We start from the raw sequence: 24,216 nt of genomic DNA, 5'->3' as shown, positions 1-24,216 counted from the left end.
CACTAACCCGATCGAGCCGCACAAGCGGCCAGATCTGATCCAGCTCATCACAGGAGGGCGCATTGACGCCAGCACTGGCGTTTCTGACTATGTGACCCAATCTCAGATAAAGAAAAAGCCGCTCGAAGGCGGCCAGTTGTTAGTTATGTCCAATTGCTTACTTCTTTAGGGCATCCGCCGCATCGCGCGCGCCATCTTTTACGTCGCCTGCGGCATTGTGTACGGAGCCCTTGGCTTTATCCATCTTGCCTTCGGCTTCCATGCTCTTATCACCAGTGAGCTTGCCGGCGCCTTCTTTGATGGCACCCTTTGCTTTATCAGCCGCACCTTTCACGTGTTCGCGATCCATACCGTATCCTTCCCTGTGACATTAGGCACGACAACGGCTCGCTCGTGTGGGCGTTCCTATGGAACTATAGGTGTGGTTCAGCTAGGTGCCTCAGCTGAAGAAACTCCGGAGTCGTAAGAAGTCGCTGTTCGTGCGGGCGGTCTTGACTCAGGTGATCTCGATGAGGCCACAACTCGGTCGGAACTGCAAAGCCTGTAGAAGGCCAGTCTCCGAAGACGTAGCCTAGCGCCGCACAGCGAGCAGGTTCGAAGGGCCACTTGCAGCGCCGGACGCTCTCAACCATGGCAAATTGAGCATGTTCGAGTCCTAAGCCGAAGGCTGCGAATTCCTATTCCTCGATGGCGGCTGGGTTCCCCGTAGGTTTGACATACCCTCTCTTTGACGAAACCGTACACCCAGCCCAGCCTGTTGGTGCAGAGCGGCTCAACGGCGGCTGAGAGTTTTGGACGTCGTGCCCCTGCCAGTGCCGGTCACGCAAACATACCGGCAAGCGGGCGAGTCATTGTGCGGGACTAATCTTCGTCAGACGTGACATTCACATTGCGGCGGTGGGCTTGCTCTATCGAGGTGGCTTTCGGAACGTTGCACTGCACAGCATGTTGACGTCTCGCCGAGGGGGGCGACCAACCATCCTTGGAGTGCCAAATGAGCAAGCGTAAACCAGCGACGTCAAAGCATACCCGCGGCCCGAAAGCAGTCGCGAAGGCCCAACGGTCTGCTCAGGCTATTGTCAGAAGCCGAAAGCGAGTGCTTCGGCTTCCATTGCCGCGGACGCAAACGAACCTCCTGCAAAGCGTCCTCAGGTGTCCCAAGAAGACACCCTCGTTGAAAATCCGCCGCCGCCTTTTGTTGAGATCGCCTTCCAGGTGACAGAGAACGATTCAAGCAAAGAGATTGATTTTCTGTCGTCGGCCAGCGCAAACATGCGGGCTTATCAAGCGATGCTACTGGAAGGTCGCCCCTTGAACTTCCCGGACTAGTTGCAGAGTTCGCTAGCAAGCGGATCGCAATGTTCCGAAAGCATTCGGCAGAGATGGTCAAATTAGGTACCAAGCGATGACCTTCTAAGACCAAGACCTAATGCCGTTCTTCTTAGGGTGAGGACTTATTGGATTGCGTGGCTCACTCCTTAACTCTTACGCGCATGAACCGACAGTACCCAGCAATCTCACTAGAGCGTTCAGCTGCTCGCTAGCCGACGATCCGCGTGCTCTGCACGCGTTGTTGGCGTCGCGCTCGGTGAAAGACCACACCACACGTTTCCAGCCTGGATAGCTAGCTTTCTTGCAGCCTTCCATACCGCCAGAGATTCGACCCGACCATCATCATGCTCGCCAGTGTCAGTCGATATCCCTATGCAAAGACAGGGACCGACGGCAACTTTTCCTTATTCATGGCGATGCGCAGACGCAATATCCCGCTGAGGTCGTAAGCAGAAGCTCGGGGAGGGGTGGGTCAGATCCTTACGACCTTCGTCACTAGCAACCGGCCGCCTCCGAAATTTCGCGCATCCACAAATCAAAATATGGGGTATCTTAGATTGCATTGTATAGTAACGCACCTGACGAGAAGACCCATGCCGCGCGAAAGCGCGGCGAGATCAGTGCTCCGTAGTCGAAGAATAGATCCTTCATGAACCCGCTAGCAACGCGCTCCGCTTTTCTTTGGTCGTCGACAAGTAAATCAGTTGCGGATGCCGATTAGTCGCAAGCATGGGACGGCCGCCTCATCAATGATAGCCATATCGCCGACAGCATCATCGCCTGCGCGAGGAAACGGCAGACATCGATCGGCGGTTTGACGGAGGCGGGAGAAGCCGCGCTCGCACGCCGGGCCATTTCAGACAGGAAGCAGGCCTGATCTTCTCTACCGGGCCGCGTGATCCGCAGGCCGAGACGCGGCGGCTTCCTTGTCGGCGCGCGGTAGCCAGCGCTGTACGCCAGTAAGTTGATCAGAAGAAGAACGGCGTTCTGGATGATGAGCGAGTTCTTCGGTTCATTATCCCGTCGGCGATCCATGCGAGAGACGCGGCGATAAAGAGAGCGAACCCGCACACGGTGATGCGCGCGTTCCAGTTCGCCGCCACCATGGCGGCAGCGATAATCGTCATGGCGGCTGCCAGTGTCCTTAATACTTCAAGGCTCATGCTTTCCTGCTCAAAACAAGGGCCGCCTTCCGGGCGGCCCTCCACGTCAATCCTGCCAACGGACTAGGCGGCTTTCCGGTTCACGCTGCGCAGCGCCATCGTATTGAGCTTCTCGTCCGTCGCCTTCTCCTCATCGAGATTCTGCTGCAGGACGGAGGCGCAATCATCGCGGCCGAGCATCTTGGCCCATGCGATCAGTGTGCCGTACCGGGTGATTTCATAGTGTTCGACGGCTTGGGCCGCCGCAATCAGAGCCGCATCCAGCACTTGCTTGTCGTCGACGTCGCCCGCGACCTCACTCGCTTCCTTGAGGATGCCGTCGATCGCGGGGCAATCGACGCCCTTCGCCGCGACGCCATGCATTTCGAAGACTTTCTCAAGCCGGGTGATCTGGCCCTTGGTTTCGGAGAGATGCGTTTGGAAGCCGTTCTTGAGGCCGGGATCGCTTGCCTTCTCGATCATGTCCGGAAGGTTCTTCGCGATCTGCTGCTCGGCGTAATAGATATCCTGCAGCGTATGCACGAAGAGGTCGTTCAGCGTTTTAATGTCCCTGGTGAAAAAGCCCATGGCGTCCTCCTGTGTTGGGTTCGCACTCCAAACGTCCGGCCGGGGGGACCGTTCCTACGCGCTACAGCGGGATTTGCTGCGCGGGGATGACGATCTTATGCTGCGCGAGCTCCGACTCCAGTCGCTCGCGAAGACCGCGCCAGTAGTCCGGGAGGAGAAGCTCCGTCGTGACCTCAACGACGGCGATATTGTCGTGCTCGGTGCCGCCGCCGCTTCGCCACAGACCTTCGCCGGGCGCTCGGATGAAGCTCGTTGCGCCGCCGAACTTGTCGGTCAGCTCTCTCAGAAGCCCGTCGAACCAATCCTTCGGGATCTTTTCTCCCTTGCCCGTCTCCTTCGGTAGCAGGATCTGCACAAGATAGGACTCGCTCATGGCAGAAGGCCCGTGCGGGTGCCGCCGGGCCAGGCGGCGAGGAGCGTTTCCGTCGTCACGCATTCCACCTGCTGCCCGAACCTGTTCGCGTAGATGGTCATCATGGAGTCGTGGGTCTCGTCGGCGGAGCTGCAGATCGCGTCGGTCATGAGGACGACTCGAAAGCCCCAATCGACCGCGCCCAGCACGGTCGCCAACACGCAGACGTCGGTCTCGCCGCCCGTGACGATCACGGTGTCGACGCCGGCGGCGCGCAGTTGCGCGTGCAGGTCGCTGCCGATCCACGGCGAGTAGACGTACTTGTCAAAAGTGCGGGCAGGTGGAACGAAGCGGGCGAGATTCGGTACAAGATCGATCATGTCGGAACCGATCTCGTCGATGGTCATCGAGCTCCAGCGCTCATAGTAGCGGCGCCACATGCCGACGCCGTGGCCGGGAGCGCTCGCCGGAATGAAGCGGGTGAAGACCGTGCGCGCCGGGTGCGCGGCCGTTATCGCCACGACGTTCGGCAGGACGCGGGGCAGCCACGGCATCTTCCAATCCGTGTCTTCGGCGAACATGCGCTGCATATCGACGCAGAGGTGGATCGCCTCGGCGCCCACGGGCCCGTACCTGAGCTCGTCCTTTTTTGACATCGCTCCCATCCTCGAAAGCCAGCCCCAACGGACCTGCTAGGGCTTGGTTCCTCGCTTGTGCGAGTGGCACTTGCGGTCGCGGAGCTTGCAGCCGAGGACGGCACCGGCGAGGGCGGCGCCGACCACGTTGGAGCCGACGATGACCCAATCTCCCTTAATGGCGCCGTAGACGATCCAGAGCGTCAGGCCGAGCGTGAGTGCCGTGAGCATGCCGAGAGAGAGGTCGTCCGTGGATCCGCGTGGCCAAGCCTTCCGGACCTGCGGCACGTAGGACAGGGAGGCGAGAAAGGCGGCAAGTGCGCCGACGTAGGGGGCAAGGGTCGACAAGCCGGTAGCTACTTGGGCTCGATCTTGAGCTTAGGATCGGTAGGAAGGACTTTCGCGCCGACATCGGCCGCGGCCTGCTCGGTGCTCACACCGGAGTTGGCGTGGACGGAGCCGGAATTCTTCCCCCGATCAGCGGGTAACTGAGGAAAACGGTCGCGAGCACCAGCGCTCCACTAGATGCGAGCCATTGCGATTTCCGCTTCTTCCCGATTGTACCCATCGTTTTCCAAATCTTGGCCTGGTCGATTGGTTCCATGACAGGCAGATGAACTTGGAACCTGCTCCGACGTTATGATGGCAAAGGCAATTCAAACGAGGCGTCCGCGACTACGCGGACGCCGTCACGGATCGAGGTGATGGCGCTGGTCACTGTCAAACCTACCAAGCCTGACGTGCTCATTGCACGGACCGTGGCGAGTAAGACCAACCATTGCGCGGAGAGGGTCTCGCGCGGCCTGACGTGGGGCGGCGACGAAAAGATCCTCCTGGCTTTGGCCGTCGCCGGTTGGGTCGTGACGAGGGGCAGATCGGAGCAGCTGCAGCGCGCGGGCAACCACGCTCTCCTGGTCACAGTCGCAGCCTCCCTGGCGCCTCACGGTATGAAATCGGTTTTCGACCAGACCCGCCCGGATCGCACGACGGTGCTCGGTCATCTGCACGGGGTCTCGTTTTCCGGCAAGCGCGAGGACGCATTTCCGTCCGGCCACGCGCTCCACATGGGCGCCCTGGCATCCGCTGGGGGCTCATTGCCGCCTCTGCTGCGGCGACTAATCCGTACCTTGGCGGTCGGCCTTTCCCTGACGCGGGTCAAAGTGCTGGCGCACTGGGCGAGCGACGTGATCGCGGGCTTCGCGCTCGGAGTCATCATGGAGCGGTTACTGCGTCTCTGGACCGGCTATCCAATGTCGCCACCGAAGGAGGATGACAATGCCAATCCTTGAGGACGTGAAGGAATACGTGCAGCGCGCGACCGGTCTGCGCCGACCCGGAAAGAAGGAGGCGCCTGACCTAGCGCGGCCAAGAAAGCCTCAGACGGCTCGTTTCAAGGACGACGGTCTCATCCCGAACCATCCGCGCTGGCCTCTCGTCATCTACCGAGGCGCTGTGGATCTCGGCGACGGGCATGATCCGGCGGCCGTCATGGAGGACCTGTTCGAGGCCAACGGCTGGGGCGAAACTTGGCGGGACGGGATTTACGACTACGTTCACTACCATTCACGTATCCATGAGGTGCTTGGCATCGCGCGGGGTAGGGGACGTGTACGCTTCGGCGGAAGCAAAGGCCGGATCTTCAAGCTTAAGGCGGGCGATGTCGCCATCCTGCCGGCGGGCACGGGACACCAATGCCTGTTCGCAGATGAGGACTTCCTCGTCGTCGGCGCCTATCCGCGCGTCGGCACCTACGACGAGTGCACGCAGGTCGAGGACCGTCCGAAAGCTCTGAAGACGATTCCAAAGGTGCCTGTCCCGCGCAAGGATCCGGTGTACGGCGCGGGAGGCCAGCTCTCAAAGCTATGGAAGAAACCGAAATGAGCGAGTACGTCGTCCGCTTCCTGGTAGGCGGCGCCGTTGTGTCGGCCTTCGCGATGCTCGGAGACGTGCTCAGGCCGAAGAGCTTCGCCGGCCTGTTCGGAGCCGCGCCCTCGGTCGCGCTCGCCACTCTAGGCATCGCGATCTATCAGCACGGCGAATCCTACGCAGCCGTCCAAACCCATTCGATGATGGCCGGTGCGATCGCGCTCGGGATCTACAGCTTGGTCGTCTGCCAGCTCTTGATCCGGGCGCGCATGCGTGCGCTGCCGGCCACGCTGCTGTCGATCGTCGTGTGGCTCGCAGCTGCCTTCGGCCTGTGGGCGGCCGCGGGAGGTCAGACATGAGCGCGCCGATTGAAATCTCGCCGTCCTCGCTGCGAGAAGGACGCTGGCACGAATACGCGGTCCGCTTCGCGCTGGGCGGCGCAGCGACCGTCTTCGCCGGCCTGGTCAGCAGTTGGTACGGGGCTTCGATCGGCGGCCTATTCCTTGCTCTACCGGCGATCTTCTGCGCCAGCGCCACTCTCATCGAGAAGCATGAGATCCGCCGCATGCGCGAGGCCGGACTTGACGGAAAGCGGCGAGGGCAACAAGCCGCAGCGCTCGACGCCGCCGGCGCGGCGCTCGGCGCGCTCGGGATGCTGGCGTTCGCCGGAGTGTTCTGGCTACTGGTCGAACGAAGCGTCGCCGGCGCATTTGCGAGCGCCTCGCTGGCGTGGCTGGCGGTGTCGGTCGCGGCTTGGTTCGTGCGACGCAAGGCGAGATCATGTCGGAGCTCGCCCGCAGCCGAAAGGGCCGGCCCGCGTTAACGCGAAGCCGGCCCTTCTGAAGTTGGTCAGCCGTCAGGCAGCGTCGGAGGCCTTGGCGTTGACGCCCTTGCGCAGCGCGACCGTGTTGAGCTTGGTGTTCGCCGCCTTCTCTTCGTTCAGGTTGGTCGTGAGGAAGCGCACGATCTCGTCATGGCCGAGTTCTTCGGCCCAGGCGATCAACGTCCCGTAGCGGCACATCTCGTAGTGCTCGACGGCCTGCGCGTTGGCGACGATGGCCGCGTCCAGCACCGCCTTCTCTTCGATTTCGCCGGCGGTCTCGTCGGCTTCCTTGATGATGCCGTCGATGGCCGGGCACTTCGTGCCGCTGGGCTCCTTGCCGAGCTTTGCGAAGGCCTTCTCGAGCCGCTCTACCTGCTTATTGGTCTCTTCCAGATGGTTCTTGAGGCCGGTAACCAGGTCGCGGTTGGTGGCCTTTTCGATCATCTTCGGCAGCGCTTTCAAGATTTGCTGCTCGGCGTAGTAGATGTCCTGAAGACCGTGGATCAGAAGGTCATCCATGGTTTTGATGTCTTTGGTGAAGAAGCCCATAATCGATTTCTCCTCTCGCAATGATGTCAACGGAACGCCGAAGGGTCTTCGGCGGTTCCGCCTTGCGACACGGAGACACTGATGACAGATCGAACCAATACCTTCGTAGCGCGGCTCGATCGAGCGGCCATGGGCGACTAGAGCGACGTGCCACGCCATATTTAAGAGACACTCTTCCTCGAACGTCGGCAGGAGCGATGGCGGGAAAAGGGGCCGGCGCCACGAGGGCGCGGGCCCTAAGTTTTGCTCTTCGAGTATCGTGACATCCTCGAAGCTTATTCAACGTTCGATGTCGGTCGCCGTTCCTGCGTCGCGCGACGCAGAGCGCGACGAGCTCGCTGCGCCACTACTCGACCGGCATCCGAGGACATGAAGCGGTGGGGCGTGCTGACGATCGGGACGGGACTGGGCAACGCCCGCGTCACCAACCGCGGCAACGGCAAAAACTAGCAGACGTTAGCGACCCGCCGTCATCTCTCTCACGGCTTCGACAATCTGCTCCGGATGGTAGGGCTTCCGTAACATGAGGCTGTTCGGCACCGGTCGGGGCGTCACGGGAGAGAAGCCCGTCGCATAGATCACCGGCAACTCCGGATGATGTTGACGGCAGTGTTCGGCGATCTGCCAGCCGTCGATCTTTCCGGGCAGCCTCACATCGGTGACAAGAACGTCGGCCGCCGTACGTTTGCACCACGCAAGCGCTTCTTCGCCGTCGCAGGCGTGGATGACGTCATAGCCTTCCTCGCGTAGCGCTTCGACGATGAATTCTCGGATCAGAGGGTCGTCTTCGACGAAAAGGATGCGCACGCGGAACTCCGATTCACTCAGGAGTCTGAACCGCCGAATGTTTGGGCGGTTCCTGCTGGTCTATCGGTCCACACGGGCCGCGCCGACCGTGTCCGCCATCTTCGCGCCCCGCGCGCCGAGCGGCTTAGGCGCGCCGGTCGTGGTGTCACGTGCGGTCTGATGCTCTATCTCCGCGTTAAGTTCGCATCCGAGCAGGATCACGATCGCTGAGATCCAGAGCCACGTCATGAAGCCGATGACGGTGCTGAGCGAGCCGTAGGTCTGGTTGAACGTGCCGAAGTTGGCGGCGTACCAGGAGAACAGCGCCGAAGCCACGAGCCAGAGCACGGTCGCGCCCGTGCTGCCCCAGGTGATCCACGTCCAGCGTGGCGCTTGGCGGCTTGGCCCGAAGCGGTAGATACAGGCGAGAGAGAGCGCGAGGACGACAAAGAGCGCCGGCCAGCGCCCAATCCGGACCAGGAGTTTGGCTGCGTTCGACAGGCCAACGTACTGCAGTGGAACGACGACGACCGCACCCAGCGCCGCTATAACAAACGCGATCCCGGCGGCGGTGAAGCTTAGGGACATCGCATTCAATTTCAGAAAGCCGCGCTTCTCCTGTTCGCAGTAGACTATGTTTAAGGTGTCAAAAAGCGACTTCATAGCGGCGTTCGCGCTCCACAGCGAGATTCCCAGCCCGATCGCGAATGTGAAGAGCCCAGGGTCCGATCTCCCTTGGTGGCAACGCGCATGAGTTGTTCGCGTGCCACGTCGACGGCACCGCCCGGGATGAAGCCGGACACGTCGTCGAGGTGCCTGGCGATGCTGCCTGGATCCGAAAACAACCCGTAGATGGCGACGAGAGCGGCGATCGCCGGAAAGTTCGCGAGTATGCTGTAGTAGGTCATACCGGCGGCCAGCGCGAGAATGTGATGTTCGCCGATGTTGCCGTATACACGCCAAAGAATGTCTTTCCACCCTTCCGCCGGGATCTCCGACGGAGAAGTCGCGCTCCGGCCGCGACCGTCGCCTTCTGCCGCCAGGCCGGCAGCGGCGGTGTCCCGCTTTGCCTCCGCCAGCGGCGGATGGATTTCGTCCTCTAAAGGGGCAAAGCGCTCGACCAGGAATGCCGCGGCCAACAAGCCGAGCGCCGCGGCGATACTCCAACCACTATGGTCGGTGCGACCGCGGGGCGTGCCATCGACAACATGTTTCATGAGCCTCTCCGCGAAAGTTAATCGGAGTGGTTGAAGGGAATTCCTCGCGGCGACTTCGGAGGTTTCCGGCCTTAGCCCCCGGTTGGGGAAACATGCGCCACGCGCCTGAGCTGCGGCCTGAGAGGAGCCTATGCTAACTCGGTGGGGATACTCAGATGTCGGCGATAGACCAACCGATGCGGAAGCCTTGACCGTTGTGAGGCGGGTCCAATGAACGCGCGCCTGACAGAACCCGGCGGGGGCGGGATCGGTACGTTTGTATGAACTGCTATGACTTAAGTCGGTTGGAGGATCCCATTAGGCGCTGTTGGATCGAGGGTCTTCTCCGGCCGCTCGACAAGTAGGGAAATAATCCGGCGCAGGGCTTGCTCTTGCTCGTCGATCTTATTCGCATCGGCCATGGTTTAGCATTGGCACTGGAGCTCGAAGCGATGGGATTGCGCTTGGACGGCGATGGCGAACTCCAGGTGTCCCGTGAGCCGTCACGGCCTCGATACGGTCCATCTCCGTCACTGGGCTTAAGATTTTCGGGAAAAACTGGAAACCTCCGCTCGGGCGATGAGTTGCCGTCCCACGATGTCAATTTTGTTGGACCCGGAACATGGTCGACGAAGCCCTGCGGCGGCGAGCCGTGGATACAGTTTGGTCCCTCTATCGTGCGAAGCATCGCGACGTGGATGCCGCGGACAGCCGGCGTTGTCTGCTGCAGCGCCACCTTCAAGGAAGATGGGAAGCGCGCGTGAGCGAGGTCGAAGAACTGACCGGGTTCGGCCTGGCCTACTTGAACCGTCTCCCCAAGGACGAATGTTGAGGCTTATGGAGAAGCTCGTCAGGCAATTGGTGGCAAGCACCGCGAGGCCGGACTGGACGCTGTTGATCATCTCCAAGCTCGTTTCGGCTGCCATCATGCTGATCCTCCTTTTGATGTTTCCAGTCTAGAGGATCGGCAAGATGCGCATTGCTCAGCTTGCTCCCCTCGCCGAAAGCGTTCCCCCAAAGCTCTACGGCGGCACCGAGCGGGTCGTGGCATGGTTGGTGGACGAGTTGGTAGAGCTCGGTCACGAGGTCACACTATTCGCGAGCGGCGACTCCAGGACGAAAGGCAAACTCCATCCCGTGTGGCCACGCGCGCTGCGCCTCGGTCGGAAGGGCGTGGACCCCAATGCGGCCAGTGCCGTGCTGCTGGAGGCCATCGCCAGGCGCGCGAAAGACTTCGACGTGATCCACGCACACATCGATTGGTTGCCGCTTCCGCTGCTCAGTCGGCTCGGCGTGCCCTTCCTGACCACGATGCATGGTCGGCTAGACCTCCCGGGCCTGCCGGACGTGGTGCGCGAGTTTCCCGGCGCCGGCTTCGTCTCGATATCCGAGCACCAGCGCGTGCCGCTTCCGGAGGCGAACTGGATCGCCACGATCCAGCACGGGCTGCCTTCGCACCTCTTCCGCCCGTCTTTCGATGAGGGATCCTATCTCGCTTTCCTTGGTCGCCTCACGGCGGAGAAAGGTCCCGAGGACGCAATCCGGATCGCGCGGGCGGCCGGTAAGCCACTGCGCATCGCCGCAAAGATCCCGCGCGGTGAGACCGGATACTTCAAGAAGAAGCTAGAGCCGCACATCGATGGTCGAATGGTTCAGCTTGTGGGGGAAGTCGACGATGCGAAGAAGCAGCCGTTCCTCGCCGACGCAGCGGCCCTCCTATTCCCGATCGATTGGCCTGAGCCGTTCGGTCTCGTCATGATCGAGGCGATGGCATGCGGAACGCCCGTTATTGCCTACCGATCCGGATCCGTGCCGGAAGTCGTTGAGGACGGCGTGACGGGTTTCATCGTCGAGAATGAGGACCAGGCGGTAAGGGCGGTTGGAGAGCTTGGCCGTCTCGACCGGAGGGTAGCCCGCGCCCGCTTCGAAGCGCGCTTCTCCGCAAGCCGGATGGCGCGAGAGTATGAGCGCGCCTACCGAGGCTTGATCGCCGATCCCGGCGTGAAGGAAACGGACCTTTGCCCAGGTGCTCAGCCATCGATACCATGAAAGGATTTGGCGATGTGGCCTCGAAAGGTGAAACACATCATTGTTCTCCTGGCCGTGATGGCCGACCCGGCGGCGCGGTGCGCCGAAATGGGCGCGGCTGCTATCGATGCCGCCGAACCATCGAAGAAGATCTTGTCGAACGAGAAGCCGACGCCGGCGGGGGTTCGGTTACAAGTCCTGCTCGACCGGGCCCACTTCTCGCCAGGTGAGATCGACGGCAGATTCGGCGAGAACGCGAAGAAGGCCCTACGCGCCTTCGCGGAGGCGCGGCAATTGCCGAGCTCGGACGTTCCGACCGAGGACGTCTGGAACGCACTGCGCGCGGACGATCGGCGGGTCACGGCGAACTACACGATCACCGAGCAGGATGTCGCCGGACCTTTTCTTAGCAAGCTCCCGTCGAAGATGGAGGAAATGAAAGACCTGCCGAAGCTGGGTTTCACCAGTCCGCGAGAAGGACTGGCCGAGAAATTTCATATGAGCGAGCAACTGCTGGCGGCGCTCAATCCCGGGCAGCGCTTCGACCGCCCCGGCGACGACATCATCGTTGTGGATACTGGCAGTGCAGAGGCCGGCGCGCCGTCGAGGGCGGACAGGGTCGAGGTCGACAAGAGTCGGCAGACCGTGAAGCTGTTCGACAAGTCTAACGTGCTTATCGGCTTCTATCCGGCAACAGTCGGGAGCGAGGAGAAGCCGTCGCCATCCGGCACTCTGAAGGTGACCGAGGTCGACCGAAATCCGACCTATCGCTACAGTCCGGCCTACCACTTTAAGGGCGTTCAATCCCGAAAACCTTTCACCATCAAGCCGGGCCCCAACAATCCGGTTGGAACGGTGTGGATCAACCTCACCGCTGAAGGATACGGCATTCATGGCACACCCTCGCCCGACAAGGTCTCGAAGGCGGAATCCCATGGCTGCGTCCGTCTGACCAACTGGGATGCGGAGCGGGTTGCAGCGAGCGTCGCAAAGGGCACTCCGATCGCCTTCGTCGAGGGCTCACGATGACAGCAAATGCACCGCGAGCGTGGCCCCCCGGCGCCGATTGGCGTGAATGACTCCGGTGGGCCAGGTCGGCAAGTGTTTATCGAGGTAAGCGCAGCATCGAACCCGGAACCTGTTCTGGCGTTGAGTAGCCTGTCGTATTCTTGCAAGAGACTTGCGACAGTGCGAGCGTCGAGGGAAGGCACTTAACCAAGCCTCCCGTTCCGCGCCCGGCGGCGCCGGAGCAAAGTGACATTGAGGGGGTGGGCCGTCATCGGGCCGACGATCGAGAGATGCCTCAAGTTTCTGCGCTGTCCGGAATTCCTCAATGTGCTGTGTGTTAGGAGTGTAGCGGCCTCTTTCTTGAGGAGGTTATAAATTCGGCCCGCCACCAGCTGCAGATGCTTCATCCTGCCCCGCGACATGGATCGGGCTTTGCAAAGAGCCCGGACGGGATAGGCGCGGAAGTAATCAAAAGCGTCCGACATGATCTCGGTAAGCGCCCATTCTCGCCTTTAGTTCTGTCGCCGTGGTGAGGGCCGCAGGCCTGTTCTAGTCGGCATTTAGGCGTGTTCTTATGAGCGCTAGTTTCCCTATCGGGCTGCCTCTCGACGTACACTAAGCCGCCGGAGCTTACGCCTGCCGACGGCAACGGCGGTGAAGAGCTTTTCAAAGCAGCTGCAACACGCGTTTGCGACCCCTATGTTCCGAACGTTCAGACGTCACGATTTCGGACTTGGTGGCGACGTGGGTGCGGCTTGAGGAGGCTGAGAGGGCATCGAATTGCTCGGCTGCCGCGGCGCTATGGTGTCGCCGCCTGCATGAGGAACGCACGTACCGATGCTGCTAAGCAGGCGTTTGGTCTGGAGGTCGCGCACCTTTGAGTATTCGCGTCGCCGCTCGATATTTGCCGCGGCCGATCGGTCCCAGACCTCGAAGGCGTCGGTGTAGTGCTCATCTGCTTCTCGGCGGCAAGGCAACCGGCGAATTTGTCGAAGACGAGGTCGGTGTTGACCGGTGTCATGCCTCCTACCAGGACAACGAGCATCCATTTCATCTGCTTGTGCCTTTCGCCCCGGACGGATATTCGCGTTTACGCGAAGAATTTCCGGTTACCGCGGTTAGATAGCCCGTCGACTGCGACCGGCCACAAAACCGTAGACAAAAAGCACGATGATGGCGCCCACGACCGCCCCCACCAGCCCTGCGCCTTCTCCGGGCCGATACCAGCCTAGTGACTGGCCAAGATAGGTCGCAACGAACGCTCCCACTATTCCCAGGATAGTGGTCAGGATGAAGCCGGAGGGCTCGTTGTCGCCAGGCATGATGAACTTCGCGATGACGCCTGCGACGAAGCCAATGATGATCGTCCAGATGATGCTCATGTCTCTCCCCTAGCCTTGCGATCCCGATGGAGCCGGAAGACGTCCATCAGGCGTGTATTTGTCCACCGCTTGCCGGCAGCTCGCGAGACAATCGGTCGAGAATCTCCTGCCGGGACAGGCCGGTCTGCTGCTCCAGTTTTTGAAGGACGTCCGGACCGATAGCCTGCTGGAGTTCGGGCGGGGTGACTTCCCGGTTTGGCCCTTGATTGATCCAGGATTGGGCCGCATCGCCCTGTCCGTTCTGCTTGAAGTGCTCAAGCAACTCGCCGATCCCGCCGTTCAGCAGCGAACTCACGCCGCCGCCTCCCACAAGGCCGCCAAGATTGCGAGCATACCGCTCAGGGAATCCTTGGCACCCGCCGGCTGACCGGAGGTAGCGTTGCGAAACATGTCGGCGAGTCCCGATTTTGGTAACCGGCGATTGCGAGCATACCCAAGAGGGCGGTCATTGATGGCATTCCGCGACTCATCTTCGGCTCCTGAGTTCGATGGGCAAACGTACGCAAGAAAAGGGCGACCCGCCTTGGCGGGCCGCCGGGTAATTCATCGCAGGCCGGTGCCGTAGAGCTGGCGCTCTCTCCGGACCTCCTCCGCGCCATAAGGCTGGGCGGATGGATCATAATTTTTCCACCCTGCCTTCTGCCAGGCTGCGCTCCGGTCGCGCAGGTTGACGGCGGACTGATTCAAGATCGCTTCGTATCGCGTCCGATCCGCATCCGGCACACGAGCTGAAACCAGCGTACCGCCGCGCCTCACACCTTCGGCGTAGAGTGGTGCTTCCTCATCGGATACGCCGGCCTGCGTCAGCGCCCCAACGACCCCGCCTGTGGCGCCGCCGGCAACGGCACCGAGCGCGGTCGATGCGAGCCATCCGGCCGCCACGACCGGACCCAGGCCGGGGATAGCCAACAAACCAAGGCCCGCGAGCAAGCCGGCAGCGCCACCAAGACCTGCGCCGACGCCCGCTCCCGTGGCTGCGCCTTCCGCCCGATCGTCCACCCCATCGCGATCGCGATCGTCCTTCTTGTCGGTGCTGTACCAGTTGTCGGAATTGTTCGCGACGATGCTCAGATCCGAATGCGGCACGCCCGCGGCCTCCAGGCTCGTCACCGCGCGCTGCGCATCGGAGTAGTTATCGTAGAGACGTGAAATCGTAACGGTCATGCTGAATCCCTCTTAATTTTCGCTGGTGGTCGCCAGGTTACTTGGCCGCGTTCACGTTGCCCTGGAAATCCAGACTGACATTGGTCGAGGCACCGCCTTTGCTGGCCTTTCCGCGCCAAACGCCGTTGTCGTCCTTCTTCAGGGATGTGACGTTGCTGTAGCCCGCGTCCTCGATCTTCGATTTGGCCTGGCCCTCGGTGAAGCTGTTGGCGCCTTCAACCGGCTTGCTGGAATTGTTCTGGCCGGAACTGTTGACCGCATTGTTGTTGGGCCGATCGGTCGCCGGCGGATTTTGCGCAAACGACGGACCCGCCAGAAGCGAAGCAGCCGTCAGCAGCAAAAGAAATGTCTTTTTCATATCGTCCTCCTGTCGTGGCAAGGCCCAACATACGCTGAACTGAGAAGTTCCAAGTTTTCCCGGTCCGCAGGGCTTGCAAAGCATCTACAAGAAAGCGGGAGCGAGCTCCGGGGCGCGTACTTGAACCTATTAGAAGGAGAGCCCGGACGTGGTCCAACTCGGGCCTGGGGCGACGTGCGCCAACGCGCCCCTGTCAGAAGTAATAGCGAACCTCGCAAGAAGCGCAGCGCGGGTAGTACATTTGCTGAGGCTGATGCGGCAGGCGCGGTATCCCAAAGCGCAACGTGTGATCCGTCCTTAGCTGTGTTCAGGCGTGCACCGTGTCTTTTGATTCGGAACACCGCATCGCCTTCGAAGTTGGAAGATTCGTGGGTTAAGTAAGCTACCCGCCGTCGGCGGAGGTCCGCAACGCGTTGAAGCGCCGCGGGCCCCAAATTCAATCTCTCTTGCCGAATAGGCCGTCGACAACTTGTCTTGCGGTGTCGCTGATGACACGGCCAGCGCCTCTGTCTCCTTTAGCCATCGCAGGCATAAAGGAGCGGGCCTCCTTGAACGTGACGTGCGGCGGCAGCGGAGCCACCTCAGGATCTGTCTTCACTTCCAGGACGACAGGGCGATCGCTCGAAAGTGCCTCCTGCCATGCGGATGCCAGGCGGCCCGGAGAATCAACGAAGATCCCCCTGAGCCCGAGCAGTTCGCCAAATTTGGCATAGGCAAAGTCGGGGATATCCTGCGAAGCCTCGAATCTTGGGTTTCCCTCCATGACCCGCTGCTCCCAAGTGACTTCGTTGAGGTCCTGATTGTTGAATACACATACGATCCATCGCGGATCCGCCCAACGCTTCCAGTACTTCTGGACCGTGATGAGTTCGGCCATGTTGTTCATTTGCATTGCGCCATCGCCCACAAGTGCGATGACCGGCCGGTCCGGATGGGCGAACTTGGCCCCGATGGCATAGGGGACCGCTGCGCCCATCGACGCCAAGCCTCCCGAAAGCGATGCAGCCTGGCCCTGCTGCACCCGGAAATCGCGGGCATACCAGTTGGCGCAGGATCCGCTGTCACTGGTCACGATGGCGTTAGCAGGTAGCAAGGGTGACATTTCCCAAACGACGCGCTGCGGATTGACGGGATTGGCTTCCGCCTTAGCCCGACCTTCCAGCTTCTTCCACCACCCAGTTATGTTGGTCTCGATCGTCTTCGCCCATTCCCGGTCCTCCTTGCGCTGGATTAGGGGCAGGAGCGCCTTAAGCGTTGCGGCGGCATCGCCGTGAAGGCCGACGTCGACCGGATACCGCAGCGACAGCATCGAGGCTTTGATGTCGATCTGGACGGCGCGTGCGGCCCCGTCTTTGGGTAAGAACTCCGACCAGGGAAAGCCCGTGCCGACCATCAGGAGCGTATCGCAGCCTTGCATAAGATCCCAGCTTGGCTCGGTCCCGAGCAGGCCTATCGCGCCGGTAGCGAACGGCAGGTCGTCCGGCAACACATCCTTGCCCAGCAATGCCTTCGCAATGCCGGCGCCGAGCAAGGTCGCCATTTCGATGAGTTGAGGAGCGGTGCCACGAGCGCCCGCGCCGACCAGAATGGCTACCTTCTTGCCGGCATTCAGGACCTCGGCCGCCTTGGATAGGTCCGCATCCTCTGGAATGATCTTGGGTTTGGAATAGCCCACTCCAGACCGCGTAAACCCGTGCGCTACCGCGGGCTCTTCGTATTCCTCGTCCTGAATATCTTTCGGCAAGATATAATGACGGAAGGTATGTTGTCGGCTTTAGCGACCCTGATGCTGCGGTCAAATAGGTGCCGCACCTGGGCAGGGGATGACGCTTCCTGTACGAAGCCAGCGACGTCCGCAAACATCCGGTCTAAGTTAAGTTCCTGCTGGTAACTGGCACCTCGAACGGTTGCCTCAGCTTGCCCGCAGATAGCAAGAACGGGAGCATGGTCCAGTTTACCATCGTACAATCCCGTGATGAGGTGAGTTGCTCCCGGGCCGCCGGTCGACAAGCACACCCCTAATTCACCGGTGAACTTGGCGTGTGCGACCGCCATGAAGGCGGCCATCTCCTCGTGCCGCACCTGGATGAATTCAATGCTGTCGGCGCGCTGCAGGGCGCCGATCACACCGTTGATGCCGTCGCCCGGATAGCCATAGATGCGGCGCACGCCCCAAGCGTGGAGCCGTTCGACCACAAAATCGCCGACCTTCATGCTCAAGCCTCCGAAGCAGCAGGGAGCGAGGCGCTTTTCTCGATGAGGCCTTGTTGCTTGAGATCACCCCAGAAATCCGAAGGGATCTTGGCCTGGAGCGAATTCCAGTCCTCCTGGATCTGTTGAGCGCTCCGTGCCCCCACGACCAGAGCGACCGCGACGTCGGCCGCCGCCGAAAACTGAAGTGCGGCAGTTCGGAGGTCCACGCCATACCGAGAGGCGATCGTCCTGAGCTTCTCCCGCTTCTCGATGACAGCAGCGGGAATCTTGAAGTTCTCTTTTCCGTAATTGTAACGTGGACTTCCTGAGATGAAGCCGGCGTTGAGAGAGGAGCCGATGACGAGCGAAACGTTCTTTTTTCGCACGACCGGGAAAAGTTCGTTCACCGCACTTGCGTGATCGATCAACGAGTATTGGCGGGCGCACAGGCAGACGTCAGGATCCGCATCTTCCATGACTTTGAGGATGGGAAGCGGTGTATTCACGCCGATGCCCCAAGCGCGGATGATGCCCTCGTCACGCATTTTGGAGAGCGCCGGAAACGCGCCTTTACGGGCGATTTCGTACTGTTCTTCCCAGCCGTTCGGAAAGAACGCGAAATCGGGTGAGATGTCGTGCACGAAAGCGACGTCCAGGCTGTCGACGCCGAGGCGCTGCAGGCTGTCTTCGATCGAGCGGCGCACACCGTCCGCCGTATAGTCAAAAATGATGTCATTGGGCGAATCTGACAGCGGATAAATATCCGCATGTTTGTTGTTCTTTGACGCCTTGAAAAGCTTCCCGACCTTCGACGAGAGCATATAATCGTCGCGCTTCTGGTTATGCAGAAAATGACCGAAGCGACGCTCGCAGAGTCCGAACCCATACCAAGGCGCTACATCGAAATATCGAACGCCCATCGCCCATGCGCCTTCAAGGGTTGCCTCGGCTTCTTTATCGGTATGCTTGTTGAACTCGTTGCCGAGGGAAACGCCACCGAGGCCGAAACGGAATTTGGGTTTGAAGATCTGTCGCGCGCGGTCATTCATAGAGAATCCTCAACATTTGTCGGGAATTGAACGACGGGCGCGAGAGCCGGTTCCTAGATGTAAATTCACAGGAGCTTGGGTTTTCGGCGCTGAAGGGACGGACAGTGACCGTTACGGAACCGGTCATTTCCCGGAGACTTTCCTCTTCGAGACGGCCATAGCGTTCCGCGAGTGGCGAGGAACCGTACGATGGACAAGTCGCTGATCGGCGATAAGGGCGAGCGGAATATCCATACAGACGACGGTTTCGTCCGCGTCCGCGGAGCCCGCGAGCACAATCTGAAGGACGTTTCGCTCGAGATACCCCGAAATGCGCTCGTGGTGTTCACGGGCGTGTCCGGATCCGGGAAGTCGTCGCTCGCCTTCGGGACCTTGTACGCAGAGGCCCAGCGGCGTTACTTGGAATCGGTCTCACCGTACGCCCGCCGCCTTTTCCACCAAATGGCAGTGCCCGAAGTGGACTCGATCGAGGGGCTTCCCCCCGCAGTCGCTTTGCAGCAACAGCGAGGCTCGCCGACGACAAGGTCATCAGTCGGCAGCGTGACGACCCTGTCCAATCTGCTGCGGATGTTGTACTCGCGCGCCGGCGACTATCCGCAGCATCAACCGTTGCTATATGCGGAGTCGTTCTCGCCCAACACGCCCGAGGGCGCTTGTCCCAACTGTCATGGCATCGGACGCGTCCATGCGGTCGATGAACGTTCGCTCGTTCCCGACGACACGTTGACCATTCGCGAGCGGGCCATAGCCGCGTGGCCAAGCGCGTGGCAAGGCCAGAACCTGCGCGATGTTCTCGTTACCCTCGGCTACGACGTAGACAGGCCGTGGCGCGAATTGCCGAAGAAAGATCGGGACTGGATTCTGTTTACTGACGAGCAGCCGACCGTGCCGGTCTACGCCGGCTATACGCCTGCCGAGACGAGGCGGGCGCTGAAGCGGAAGGAGGAGCCGAGCTATCAAGGTACTTTTACCGGCGCGCGCAAATACGTGCTGCAGACGTTCGCCACGACGCAGAGCGCTATGATGAAACGCCGGGTGGCGCAATTTCTGTCGAGCTCAAATTGCCCAGTCTGCAAGGGGAAGCGGCTTAAACCCGAACCGCTGTCCGTCACCTTCGCCGGAATGGACATTGCCGAGGTTTCGCGACTGCCGTTGAACCAGCTCCGCTTGTTGCTCGGCGGGCATCTCGATAAGAAAAGGAATCAATTCGTCGGCCATCCTGAGAAGGCTCTCGTGGTGCAACGGATAACGGAGGACATGTCGGCACGCCTTGAAGTGCTACTTGATCTCGGTCTTGGCTATTTGACGCCCGAACGCAGCACGCCGACGCTGTCGCCAGGCGAGCTTCAGCGGCTTCGATTGGCGACGCAGGTCCGCTCTAATCTGTTCGGAGTGGTCTATGTCCTGGATGAGCCCTCGGCGGGACTGCATCCGGCGGACACGGAAGCCTTGTTGCGCGCTCTCGACCGCCTGAAGTCGGCCGGCAACTCGCTGTTTGTCGTCGAACACGAGCTCGACGTGGTGCGGCACGCCGATTGGATCGTCGACGTCGGCCCCGACGCAGGCGCGCAGGGAGGGCGTATTATGTACAGCGGTCCCCTGGCAGGACTGAAAGACGTGGAAGCGTCTCGGACGCGACCTTACCTCTGTGGCCAGCACGAGAGCGTGGCAAGGGCTCCACGAAACCCCCGCGGATGGCTCAAGCTTCGCGGTGTCACGCGCAACAATCTCAATCGGCTAGACACGGAAATTCCGCTCGGCGTGTTTACGAGCGTCACGGGGATTTCGGGATCCGGCAAGTCGAGCCTCATTAGTCAGTTTCTTGTCGATGCCGTGGGCGACGAACTGGGCCATCGCAAAGAGGCGGGCGACGAGGACGACAAGCTAGAGGCTTCGGTCGAAACCTTAGGTGGCGAGATTGCGGAAGGCCTCGATGACATCAAGCGATTGGTAGTAGTGGACCAGAAGCCGATCGGCCGCACGCCGAGATCGAACCTCGCGACTTACACCGGCCTGCTGGATCATGTTCGCAAGATATTCGCTTCAACCAAACAGGCGCGTGCAAGGCGCTATGACGCGGGAAGGTTCTCCTTCAATGTAGCGAAAGGCCGTTGCGAGACGTGCCAAGGGGAAGGCTTCGTCTGTGTCGAGCTTCTCTTCCTGCCGAGCGTTTACGCTCCCTGTCCGACTTGCAAAGGCGCGCGGTACAACGCCAAAACGTTGGAGGTCAAGATCCGGAACAAATCAATCGCTGACGTGCTGGCGTTGACTGTAGACGAAGCGTTCGAGTTCTTCAGTAGTGAGGATTTTCTACGTCGTTGTCTGGGCGTGCTTCGCGACGTCGGGCTCGGGTATGTCCGGCTCGGCCAGTCGGCGACCGAACTGTCAGGAGGTGAGGCGCAGCGGGTCAAGCTCGCCACCGAGCTGCAACGGGCGCAACGTGGTCAGACACTCTACGTTTTGGATGAACCGACGACTGGACTTCATCCGTCGGACGTCACCAAATTGATGAGGCAACTGCACGGCCTCGTTGAGGCCGGCAATACGGTCATCGTGGTCGAGCACGACATGACGGTGGCTGCCGCCAGCGACTGGATCATCGATATCGGGCCCGGTGCCGGCGACGAAGGCGGTCGGATAGTAGCCTCAGGCACGCCGTCGCAGGTCGCGAAGAAATCGCGGAGCCGGACAGCGAATTATCTCGCAGCCGTCCTCTAAGATCCTGAATCTGCCGCCTTCAACGCCGCCAGGCGCATGTGTAGAAAGGCCAGAACCATGATGGGCGTCAGTTGCGCGTACTGCTTCTTGAATTTTTGAGCTATTTTCGCTTCGATCATATCGACGAATTCGCCGGACATGTAGGCAGTCAAGACCTCTGTGTACGTAGCTCTTGCGGCAGATGGCAGGCGTGTTGCCGAGTTGCTTCGCCACTGTCTCGATCGCGGCGACAACATTGCGCTTCGGCTCTGGCTAGCTAGCGATCATGGCCCGCCGGTTCACGCTGGCGGGCCCACACCTGGTGAGCCCATTAAGGGCGATGCTTCGGAGTCAAATCGTGAGCGGGGTTGGCCGATCGACTCTTACCAAATCACAGCGCAACGCATTGGAGGCGGCGGCACGTGGGGAGGTTGTGCACGACGCCGCTAGTTCACTTTCGTATCGAACGGGCGCAGCTCTAGGTCTCTGTGGTTCTTATGGCGCACGAGATTGATTGCACCCGGCCGCAAGATTGACGGCACAAGCGTCCTGATGGAGCCAACGGAATTGGGAAGAATCGAGCTTTCGCCAATGTGTGCACCGCCGAAAACCGCCTCCGGGCGGGATAACCCAATCCGGCGCGCGCCCGGTACATGAGCCGTGCGTTGAACGCGGTTATTCGATCTGATCGGTGAAACGGCACCAAAATAAAGAAGCCCTCAGTTGGCAGCCTCTTCGTATGCGCCGGTTCAGCGGGCGGGCTTCTCATTGGCCTTAAAATTGAACGCCGCCAGGCTCAAAATACATTGTCCTGGCGGCGCTTATTCCGCTGGTCTCAAATCCCAGTCCGCCAGTTTAGCGGGCCGAATATGAAGGGCGCCTGAACCAACTCACGTATCGCTGGGGAACAGTGGCATTTCGCGCCCCCGCGCTCATTGGCGATCCTGGAGAGCCGTCAGGATGAGATATCGCCACGAATGCGCGGCCTGATTGCTGGCTTGTACGAAGACTGGATATCTCTCGATGAACGGGTCGAGAGCCTTTCCGGCGAGATTGACCAGATCGGTGAGAAGGAAACTGACTGCCGTCGCCTCATGAGCATTCCGGGCGTCGGCCCTCTGATCTCGACCGCCGTGGTCGCCGCCATTGGTACCGGCGAGACTTCGGCGCATGGCTGGTCTTGTGCCAAAGGTGCCGCAGCTTGGTGTGCCCGGATCGCAAAAGCAATTCGCGCCGTAATGTCCGGCCGGCCGCTTGCCTCAATACTTCTTCACTGCGGCACCGAACGCCAGCCACAGCCCGATCGATGCGAGCCCGAAGCCGCCCAGCAGCAAGAAGGTCGGGCCGTAGCCGATCCACTGCGCGATCCAGCCGCCAAGCGCGGGGCTCAGGCTTGCGCCGACGCCCTGCACGGTGATGACGGCGCCCTGGCCGAGATTGATGCGGCCGGTGCCGTCAAGCGAGCGCGCCACCATGCCAGGCACGGCGACGGTCTGCAGCCCGGTGCCGATGCCGTCCAGCACCTGCGTCGGAATCACCCCCCACCATCCCGTTACGAAGAAGGCGAGCACGCCGCGGATCGGCAGAAACATGAAGGAGATGAGGATCACCGGCCAGTAGTTGCGCTTTCCCGCGACCTGCATGGCGATCAGCGAGGTCACCACCATAACGCCTTGGGCGATCACCACGGTGGTCGCAACAAAGCTCGGTCCGTTGGCCTGGCCTTCGGCGACCGCTGCAAGTCCATAGAGCGGCACGATCGCTGCATTGCCGAGATGGAAGATGGCAAGCGCAAACGCCAGCACCAGTAGCGGCTTGTGCTTGAGCAGGACGGACATGCCATCCGGCGGGTTCTTGCTCTCGTCTTCCTTGCTGCCGCGGGCCTGGCGATCGTCGATCGAGTTGTCCGGGATCATCAGCACGCAGGCTATCGCGATGGCGCCGAATACCGCCGCAAGCACGAACACGGCGACGTAGCCGAACTTGTAGCCGAGATAGCCCGACAGCGCCGCGCCCACCATGTTGCCGGCGTGGTTGAAGGCCTGGTTGCGGCCGTTCAACGCATTGAAGCCCTTTTGCCTGGCGATGCCGAGCGTGATGCCTGTGACCGCCGGCACGATCGCAGCGCTCGCGAGCGATTGCGCTACTTGCGACAACGTGACCGCCCAGAAATGTTGCGAGATCAGGATGATCGCGGACGCAAGCACCACGCAGATGCCGGGAATGACGACCCACAGGCGCTTGTTGCGGCTCGAATCGATGAAGCCGCCGATCGGCGTTGTGACCAGCATGCCGGCGACATTGCCGATCGTCAGCGCGGTGCCGATCAGTCCGGTCGCCCAGCCGCGCTCCTGGAGGAACACGCCGACGAACGGTCCGATGCCCGACTGCATGTCGGCCATGAAGAAGTTGACTGCGTAGAGGGGCCAGAGGCGGGGAGGGGAGCGCGATGCCATCGAGACGCTGAACGACTTCCGACAGAATGTGGTCCCGTACACGCAGGGCTGACAAGACGCGATGACATGGCCAGCCAATTGGCGCGGGGGCGGACCAGAGGATAATATGGGCCAATCGCGGTGGTTCCTCCGCCCCTGCGATGGGATGGTTACGGCGTCATCTCGTGGGTGCCCCTTGCTTCTCCTGGATCATGGCCATGCCTCTCTGGACCCGCGAAACCTGCGGCGCCCGATTTCAGACAGCGGAAATCCACCTGCCTCGCGCCTGAACTGCGAGGACGAGGGGCAATATGTGAATTGGAAGGGGCAGAGCCGGAGATCGGCCGCTGGGGTAAACGCCAGCGACGTACGCGTCAGAGCGTCGATACCGGCCCGCGTCCGCAGCTCAGTTGGTAGCAGCGCCGCTGTGACATGGCGGAGGTCGGCCGTTCAAAACCCGTCGGGACGCACCACCCAATTCGCACTTTTAGCTCAGGGGTAAGCTTTGGGCTACGACGCGTTTCATTGGGGCGGAAGCTTGTCGCGCGCAAAGCGGACATTGGTGCCGATGCCGAGGTCGGTTAAGGGCCCCCATGAGCAAAGGTGGCATGTTCCCAAATCTTCTTTTCTAGG

At 61.0% G+C, this 24,216-nt stretch carries 25 protein-coding genes and 3 pseudogenes; 10 read left to right on the top strand and 18 right to left on the bottom strand.

Annotated features, from left to right (window positions below; genetic code table 11):
- Nucleotides 1–157: 157 nt before the first annotated feature.
- Nucleotides 158–349 (bottom strand): CsbD family protein, encoded by a 192-nt coding sequence (locus AB7Z56_RS23565; RefSeq protein WP_231145127.1) that lies wholly within the window; start codon nt 347–349, stop codon nt 158–160.
- 803 nt (nt 350–1,152) lie between these two features.
- Between AB7Z56_RS23565 and AB7Z56_RS23560 the strand changes: the two genes are divergently transcribed.
- Nucleotides 1,153–1,329: a hypothetical protein gene (locus AB7Z56_RS23560; protein ID WP_231145129.1), complete on the top strand. Its 177-nt coding sequence runs from the start codon at nt 1,153–1,155 to the stop codon at nt 1,327–1,329.
- Between the two features lie 971 nt (nt 1,330–2,300).
- On the opposite strand, the gene AB7Z56_RS23555 is transcribed toward AB7Z56_RS23560, so the two are convergent.
- The 5 genes from AB7Z56_RS23555 to AB7Z56_RS23535 all read right to left on the bottom strand — a co-directional run bounded on the left by AB7Z56_RS23555 (nt 2,301) and on the right by AB7Z56_RS23535 (nt 4,397).
- Nucleotides 2,301–2,495, bottom strand: a complete 195-nt coding sequence (locus tag AB7Z56_RS23555) for a hypothetical protein (RefSeq protein WP_144030747.1) — start codon at nt 2,493–2,495, stop codon at nt 2,301–2,303.
- Nucleotides 2,496–2,558: 63 nt separating this feature from the next.
- Complete coding sequence (locus tag AB7Z56_RS23550) at nt 2,559–3,062, bottom strand: YciE/YciF ferroxidase family protein (protein ID WP_231145131.1); 504 nt, start codon at nt 3,060–3,062, stop codon at nt 2,559–2,561.
- A gap of 61 nt (nt 3,063–3,123) precedes the next feature.
- The gene (locus AB7Z56_RS23545) at nt 3,124–3,435 is read right to left on the bottom strand and encodes a hypothetical protein (RefSeq protein WP_063983396.1); all 312 of its coding nucleotides are present in this window, start codon (nt 3,433–3,435) and stop codon (nt 3,124–3,126) included.
- Nucleotides 3,432–4,070, bottom strand: coding sequence for a cysteine hydrolase family protein (locus AB7Z56_RS23540; protein WP_063983395.1), 639 nt, complete (start codon nt 4,068–4,070; stop codon nt 3,432–3,434). Before AB7Z56_RS23540 ends, AB7Z56_RS23545 begins: the two co-directional genes overlap by 4 nt.
- Before the next feature lie 36 nt (nt 4,071–4,106).
- Complete coding sequence (locus AB7Z56_RS23535; protein WP_063983394.1) at nt 4,107–4,397, bottom strand: SemiSWEET family sugar transporter; 291 nt, start codon at nt 4,395–4,397, stop codon at nt 4,107–4,109.
- Between the two features lie 356 nt (nt 4,398–4,753).
- Here AB7Z56_RS23535 and AB7Z56_RS23530 point away from each other — a divergent pair, with 356 nt between their 5' ends.
- The 4 genes from AB7Z56_RS23530 to AB7Z56_RS23515 are packed head-to-tail and all read left to right on the top strand — an operon-like array spanning nt 4,754 to nt 6,738.
- Nucleotides 4,754–5,338, top strand: a complete 585-nt coding sequence (locus AB7Z56_RS23530) for a phosphatase PAP2 family protein (RefSeq protein WP_441256426.1) — start codon at nt 4,754–4,756, stop codon at nt 5,336–5,338.
- Nucleotides 5,325–5,930, top strand: a complete 606-nt coding sequence (locus tag AB7Z56_RS23525) for a cupin domain-containing protein (RefSeq protein ID WP_231145135.1) — start codon at nt 5,325–5,327, stop codon at nt 5,928–5,930. Before AB7Z56_RS23530 ends, AB7Z56_RS23525 begins: the two co-directional genes overlap by 14 nt.
- Complete coding sequence (locus tag AB7Z56_RS23520) at nt 5,927–6,274, top strand: DUF3147 family protein (RefSeq protein ID WP_063983390.1); 348 nt, start codon at nt 5,927–5,929, stop codon at nt 6,272–6,274. Before AB7Z56_RS23525 ends, AB7Z56_RS23520 begins: the two co-directional genes overlap by 4 nt.
- Nucleotides 6,271–6,738 (top strand): DUF3147 family protein, encoded by a 468-nt coding sequence (locus AB7Z56_RS23515; protein ID WP_063983389.1) that lies wholly within the window; start codon nt 6,271–6,273, stop codon nt 6,736–6,738. The genes AB7Z56_RS23520 and AB7Z56_RS23515 overlap by 4 nt, the downstream gene beginning before the upstream one ends.
- 33 nt (nt 6,739–6,771) lie before the next feature.
- On the opposite strand, the gene AB7Z56_RS23510 is transcribed toward AB7Z56_RS23515, so the two are convergent.
- The 3 genes and pseudogenes from AB7Z56_RS23510 to AB7Z56_RS23500 form a co-directional block, all read right to left on the bottom strand.
- Nucleotides 6,772–7,287 carry a YciE/YciF ferroxidase family protein gene (locus tag AB7Z56_RS23510; protein WP_231145137.1) on the bottom strand — a complete coding sequence of 172 codons (516 nt, stop codon included), beginning with the start codon at nt 7,285–7,287 and terminating at the stop codon, nt 6,772–6,774.
- Nucleotides 7,288–7,743: 456 nt separating this feature from the next.
- A complete protein-coding gene (locus AB7Z56_RS23505) occupies nt 7,744–8,094 on the bottom strand; it encodes a response regulator (RefSeq protein ID WP_084795139.1) in 351 nt (116 codons plus the stop codon).
- Nucleotides 8,095–8,154: 60 nt separating this feature from the next.
- Nucleotides 8,155–9,290, bottom strand: a pseudogene (locus AB7Z56_RS23500) (YihY/virulence factor BrkB family protein).
- Nucleotides 9,291–9,891: 601 nt separating this feature from the next.
- Between AB7Z56_RS23500 and AB7Z56_RS23495 the strand changes: the two are divergent.
- From AB7Z56_RS23495 to AB7Z56_RS23480, 4 genes are read left to right on the top strand one after another with little or no spacing between them, the layout of a single operon-like run.
- On the top strand, nt 9,892–10,101 hold the full coding sequence (locus AB7Z56_RS23495; RefSeq protein WP_063983386.1) for a hypothetical protein: 210 nt from the start codon (nt 9,892–9,894) through the stop codon (nt 10,099–10,101).
- Nucleotides 10,095–10,229, top strand: a complete 135-nt coding sequence (locus AB7Z56_RS23490; RefSeq protein WP_256376410.1) for a hypothetical protein — start codon at nt 10,095–10,097, stop codon at nt 10,227–10,229. Before AB7Z56_RS23495 ends, AB7Z56_RS23490 begins: the two co-directional genes overlap by 7 nt.
- Before the next feature lie 12 nt (nt 10,230–10,241).
- A complete protein-coding gene (locus tag AB7Z56_RS23485; RefSeq protein WP_063983385.1) occupies nt 10,242–11,318 on the top strand; it encodes a glycosyltransferase family 4 protein in 1,077 nt (358 codons plus the stop codon).
- A gap of 57 nt (nt 11,319–11,375) precedes the next feature.
- A complete protein-coding gene (locus tag AB7Z56_RS23480) occupies nt 11,376–12,326 on the top strand; it encodes a L,D-transpeptidase family protein (RefSeq protein ID WP_283018862.1) in 951 nt (316 codons plus the stop codon).
- Between the two features lie 1,097 nt (nt 12,327–13,423).
- Here AB7Z56_RS23480 and AB7Z56_RS23475 read toward each other — a convergent pair.
- From AB7Z56_RS23475 to AB7Z56_RS23450, 6 genes and pseudogenes are all read right to left on the bottom strand, one after another.
- Nucleotides 13,424–13,687 (bottom strand): GlsB/YeaQ/YmgE family stress response membrane protein, encoded by a 264-nt coding sequence (locus AB7Z56_RS23475; protein ID WP_063983383.1) that lies wholly within the window; start codon nt 13,685–13,687, stop codon nt 13,424–13,426.
- A gap of 9 nt (nt 13,688–13,696) precedes the next feature.
- A pseudogene (locus AB7Z56_RS23470) lies at nt 13,697–14,157 on the bottom strand (YidB family protein).
- A gap of 73 nt (nt 14,158–14,230) precedes the next feature.
- Nucleotides 14,231–14,851, bottom strand: coding sequence for a general stress protein (locus AB7Z56_RS23465; RefSeq protein ID WP_231141849.1), 621 nt, complete (start codon nt 14,849–14,851; stop codon nt 14,231–14,233).
- A gap of 37 nt (nt 14,852–14,888) precedes the next feature.
- The gene (locus AB7Z56_RS23460; protein WP_028152961.1) at nt 14,889–15,209 is read right to left on the bottom strand and encodes a PepSY domain-containing protein; all 321 of its coding nucleotides are present in this window, start codon (nt 15,207–15,209) and stop codon (nt 14,889–14,891) included.
- Nucleotides 15,210–15,645: 436 nt separating this feature from the next.
- A pseudogene (locus AB7Z56_RS23455) lies at nt 15,646–17,429 on the bottom strand (thiamine pyrophosphate-requiring protein).
- Nucleotides 17,426–18,451 (bottom strand): aldo/keto reductase, encoded by a 1,026-nt coding sequence (locus AB7Z56_RS23450; protein WP_231141853.1) that lies wholly within the window; start codon nt 18,449–18,451, stop codon nt 17,426–17,428. Before AB7Z56_RS23450 ends, AB7Z56_RS23455 begins: the two are co-directional and overlap by 4 nt.
- A gap of 189 nt (nt 18,452–18,640) precedes the next feature.
- Here AB7Z56_RS23450 and uvrA point away from each other — a divergent pair, with 189 nt between their 5' ends.
- A complete protein-coding gene (gene uvrA, locus AB7Z56_RS23445; RefSeq protein WP_063983379.1) occupies nt 18,641–21,169 on the top strand; it encodes an excinuclease ABC subunit UvrA in 2,529 nt (842 codons plus the stop codon).
- Here the strand turns inward: uvrA and AB7Z56_RS23440 are convergent.
- From AB7Z56_RS23440 to AB7Z56_RS23430, 3 genes are all read right to left on the bottom strand, one after another.
- A complete protein-coding gene (locus AB7Z56_RS23440) occupies nt 21,166–21,309 on the bottom strand; it encodes a hypothetical protein (RefSeq protein ID WP_231141855.1) in 144 nt (47 codons plus the stop codon). The genes uvrA and AB7Z56_RS23440 overlap by 4 nt on opposite strands.
- A 771-nt stretch (nt 21,310–22,080) precedes the next feature.
- Nucleotides 22,081–22,320 (bottom strand): hypothetical protein, encoded by a 240-nt coding sequence (locus tag AB7Z56_RS23435; RefSeq protein ID WP_063983378.1) that lies wholly within the window; start codon nt 22,318–22,320, stop codon nt 22,081–22,083.
- A gap of 87 nt (nt 22,321–22,407) precedes the next feature.
- Complete coding sequence (locus AB7Z56_RS23430; protein WP_231141857.1) at nt 22,408–23,604, bottom strand: MFS transporter; 1,197 nt, start codon at nt 23,602–23,604, stop codon at nt 22,408–22,410.
- Nucleotides 23,605–24,216 lie beyond the last annotated feature (612 nt).

Source organism: Bradyrhizobium sp. 482_C4_N1_8, assembly GCF_052075965.1.
Lineage (GTDB): Bacteria > Pseudomonadota > Alphaproteobacteria > Rhizobiales > Xanthobacteraceae > Bradyrhizobium > Bradyrhizobium barranii.
This window is presented reverse-complemented; position numbering and strand designations above follow the sequence as displayed.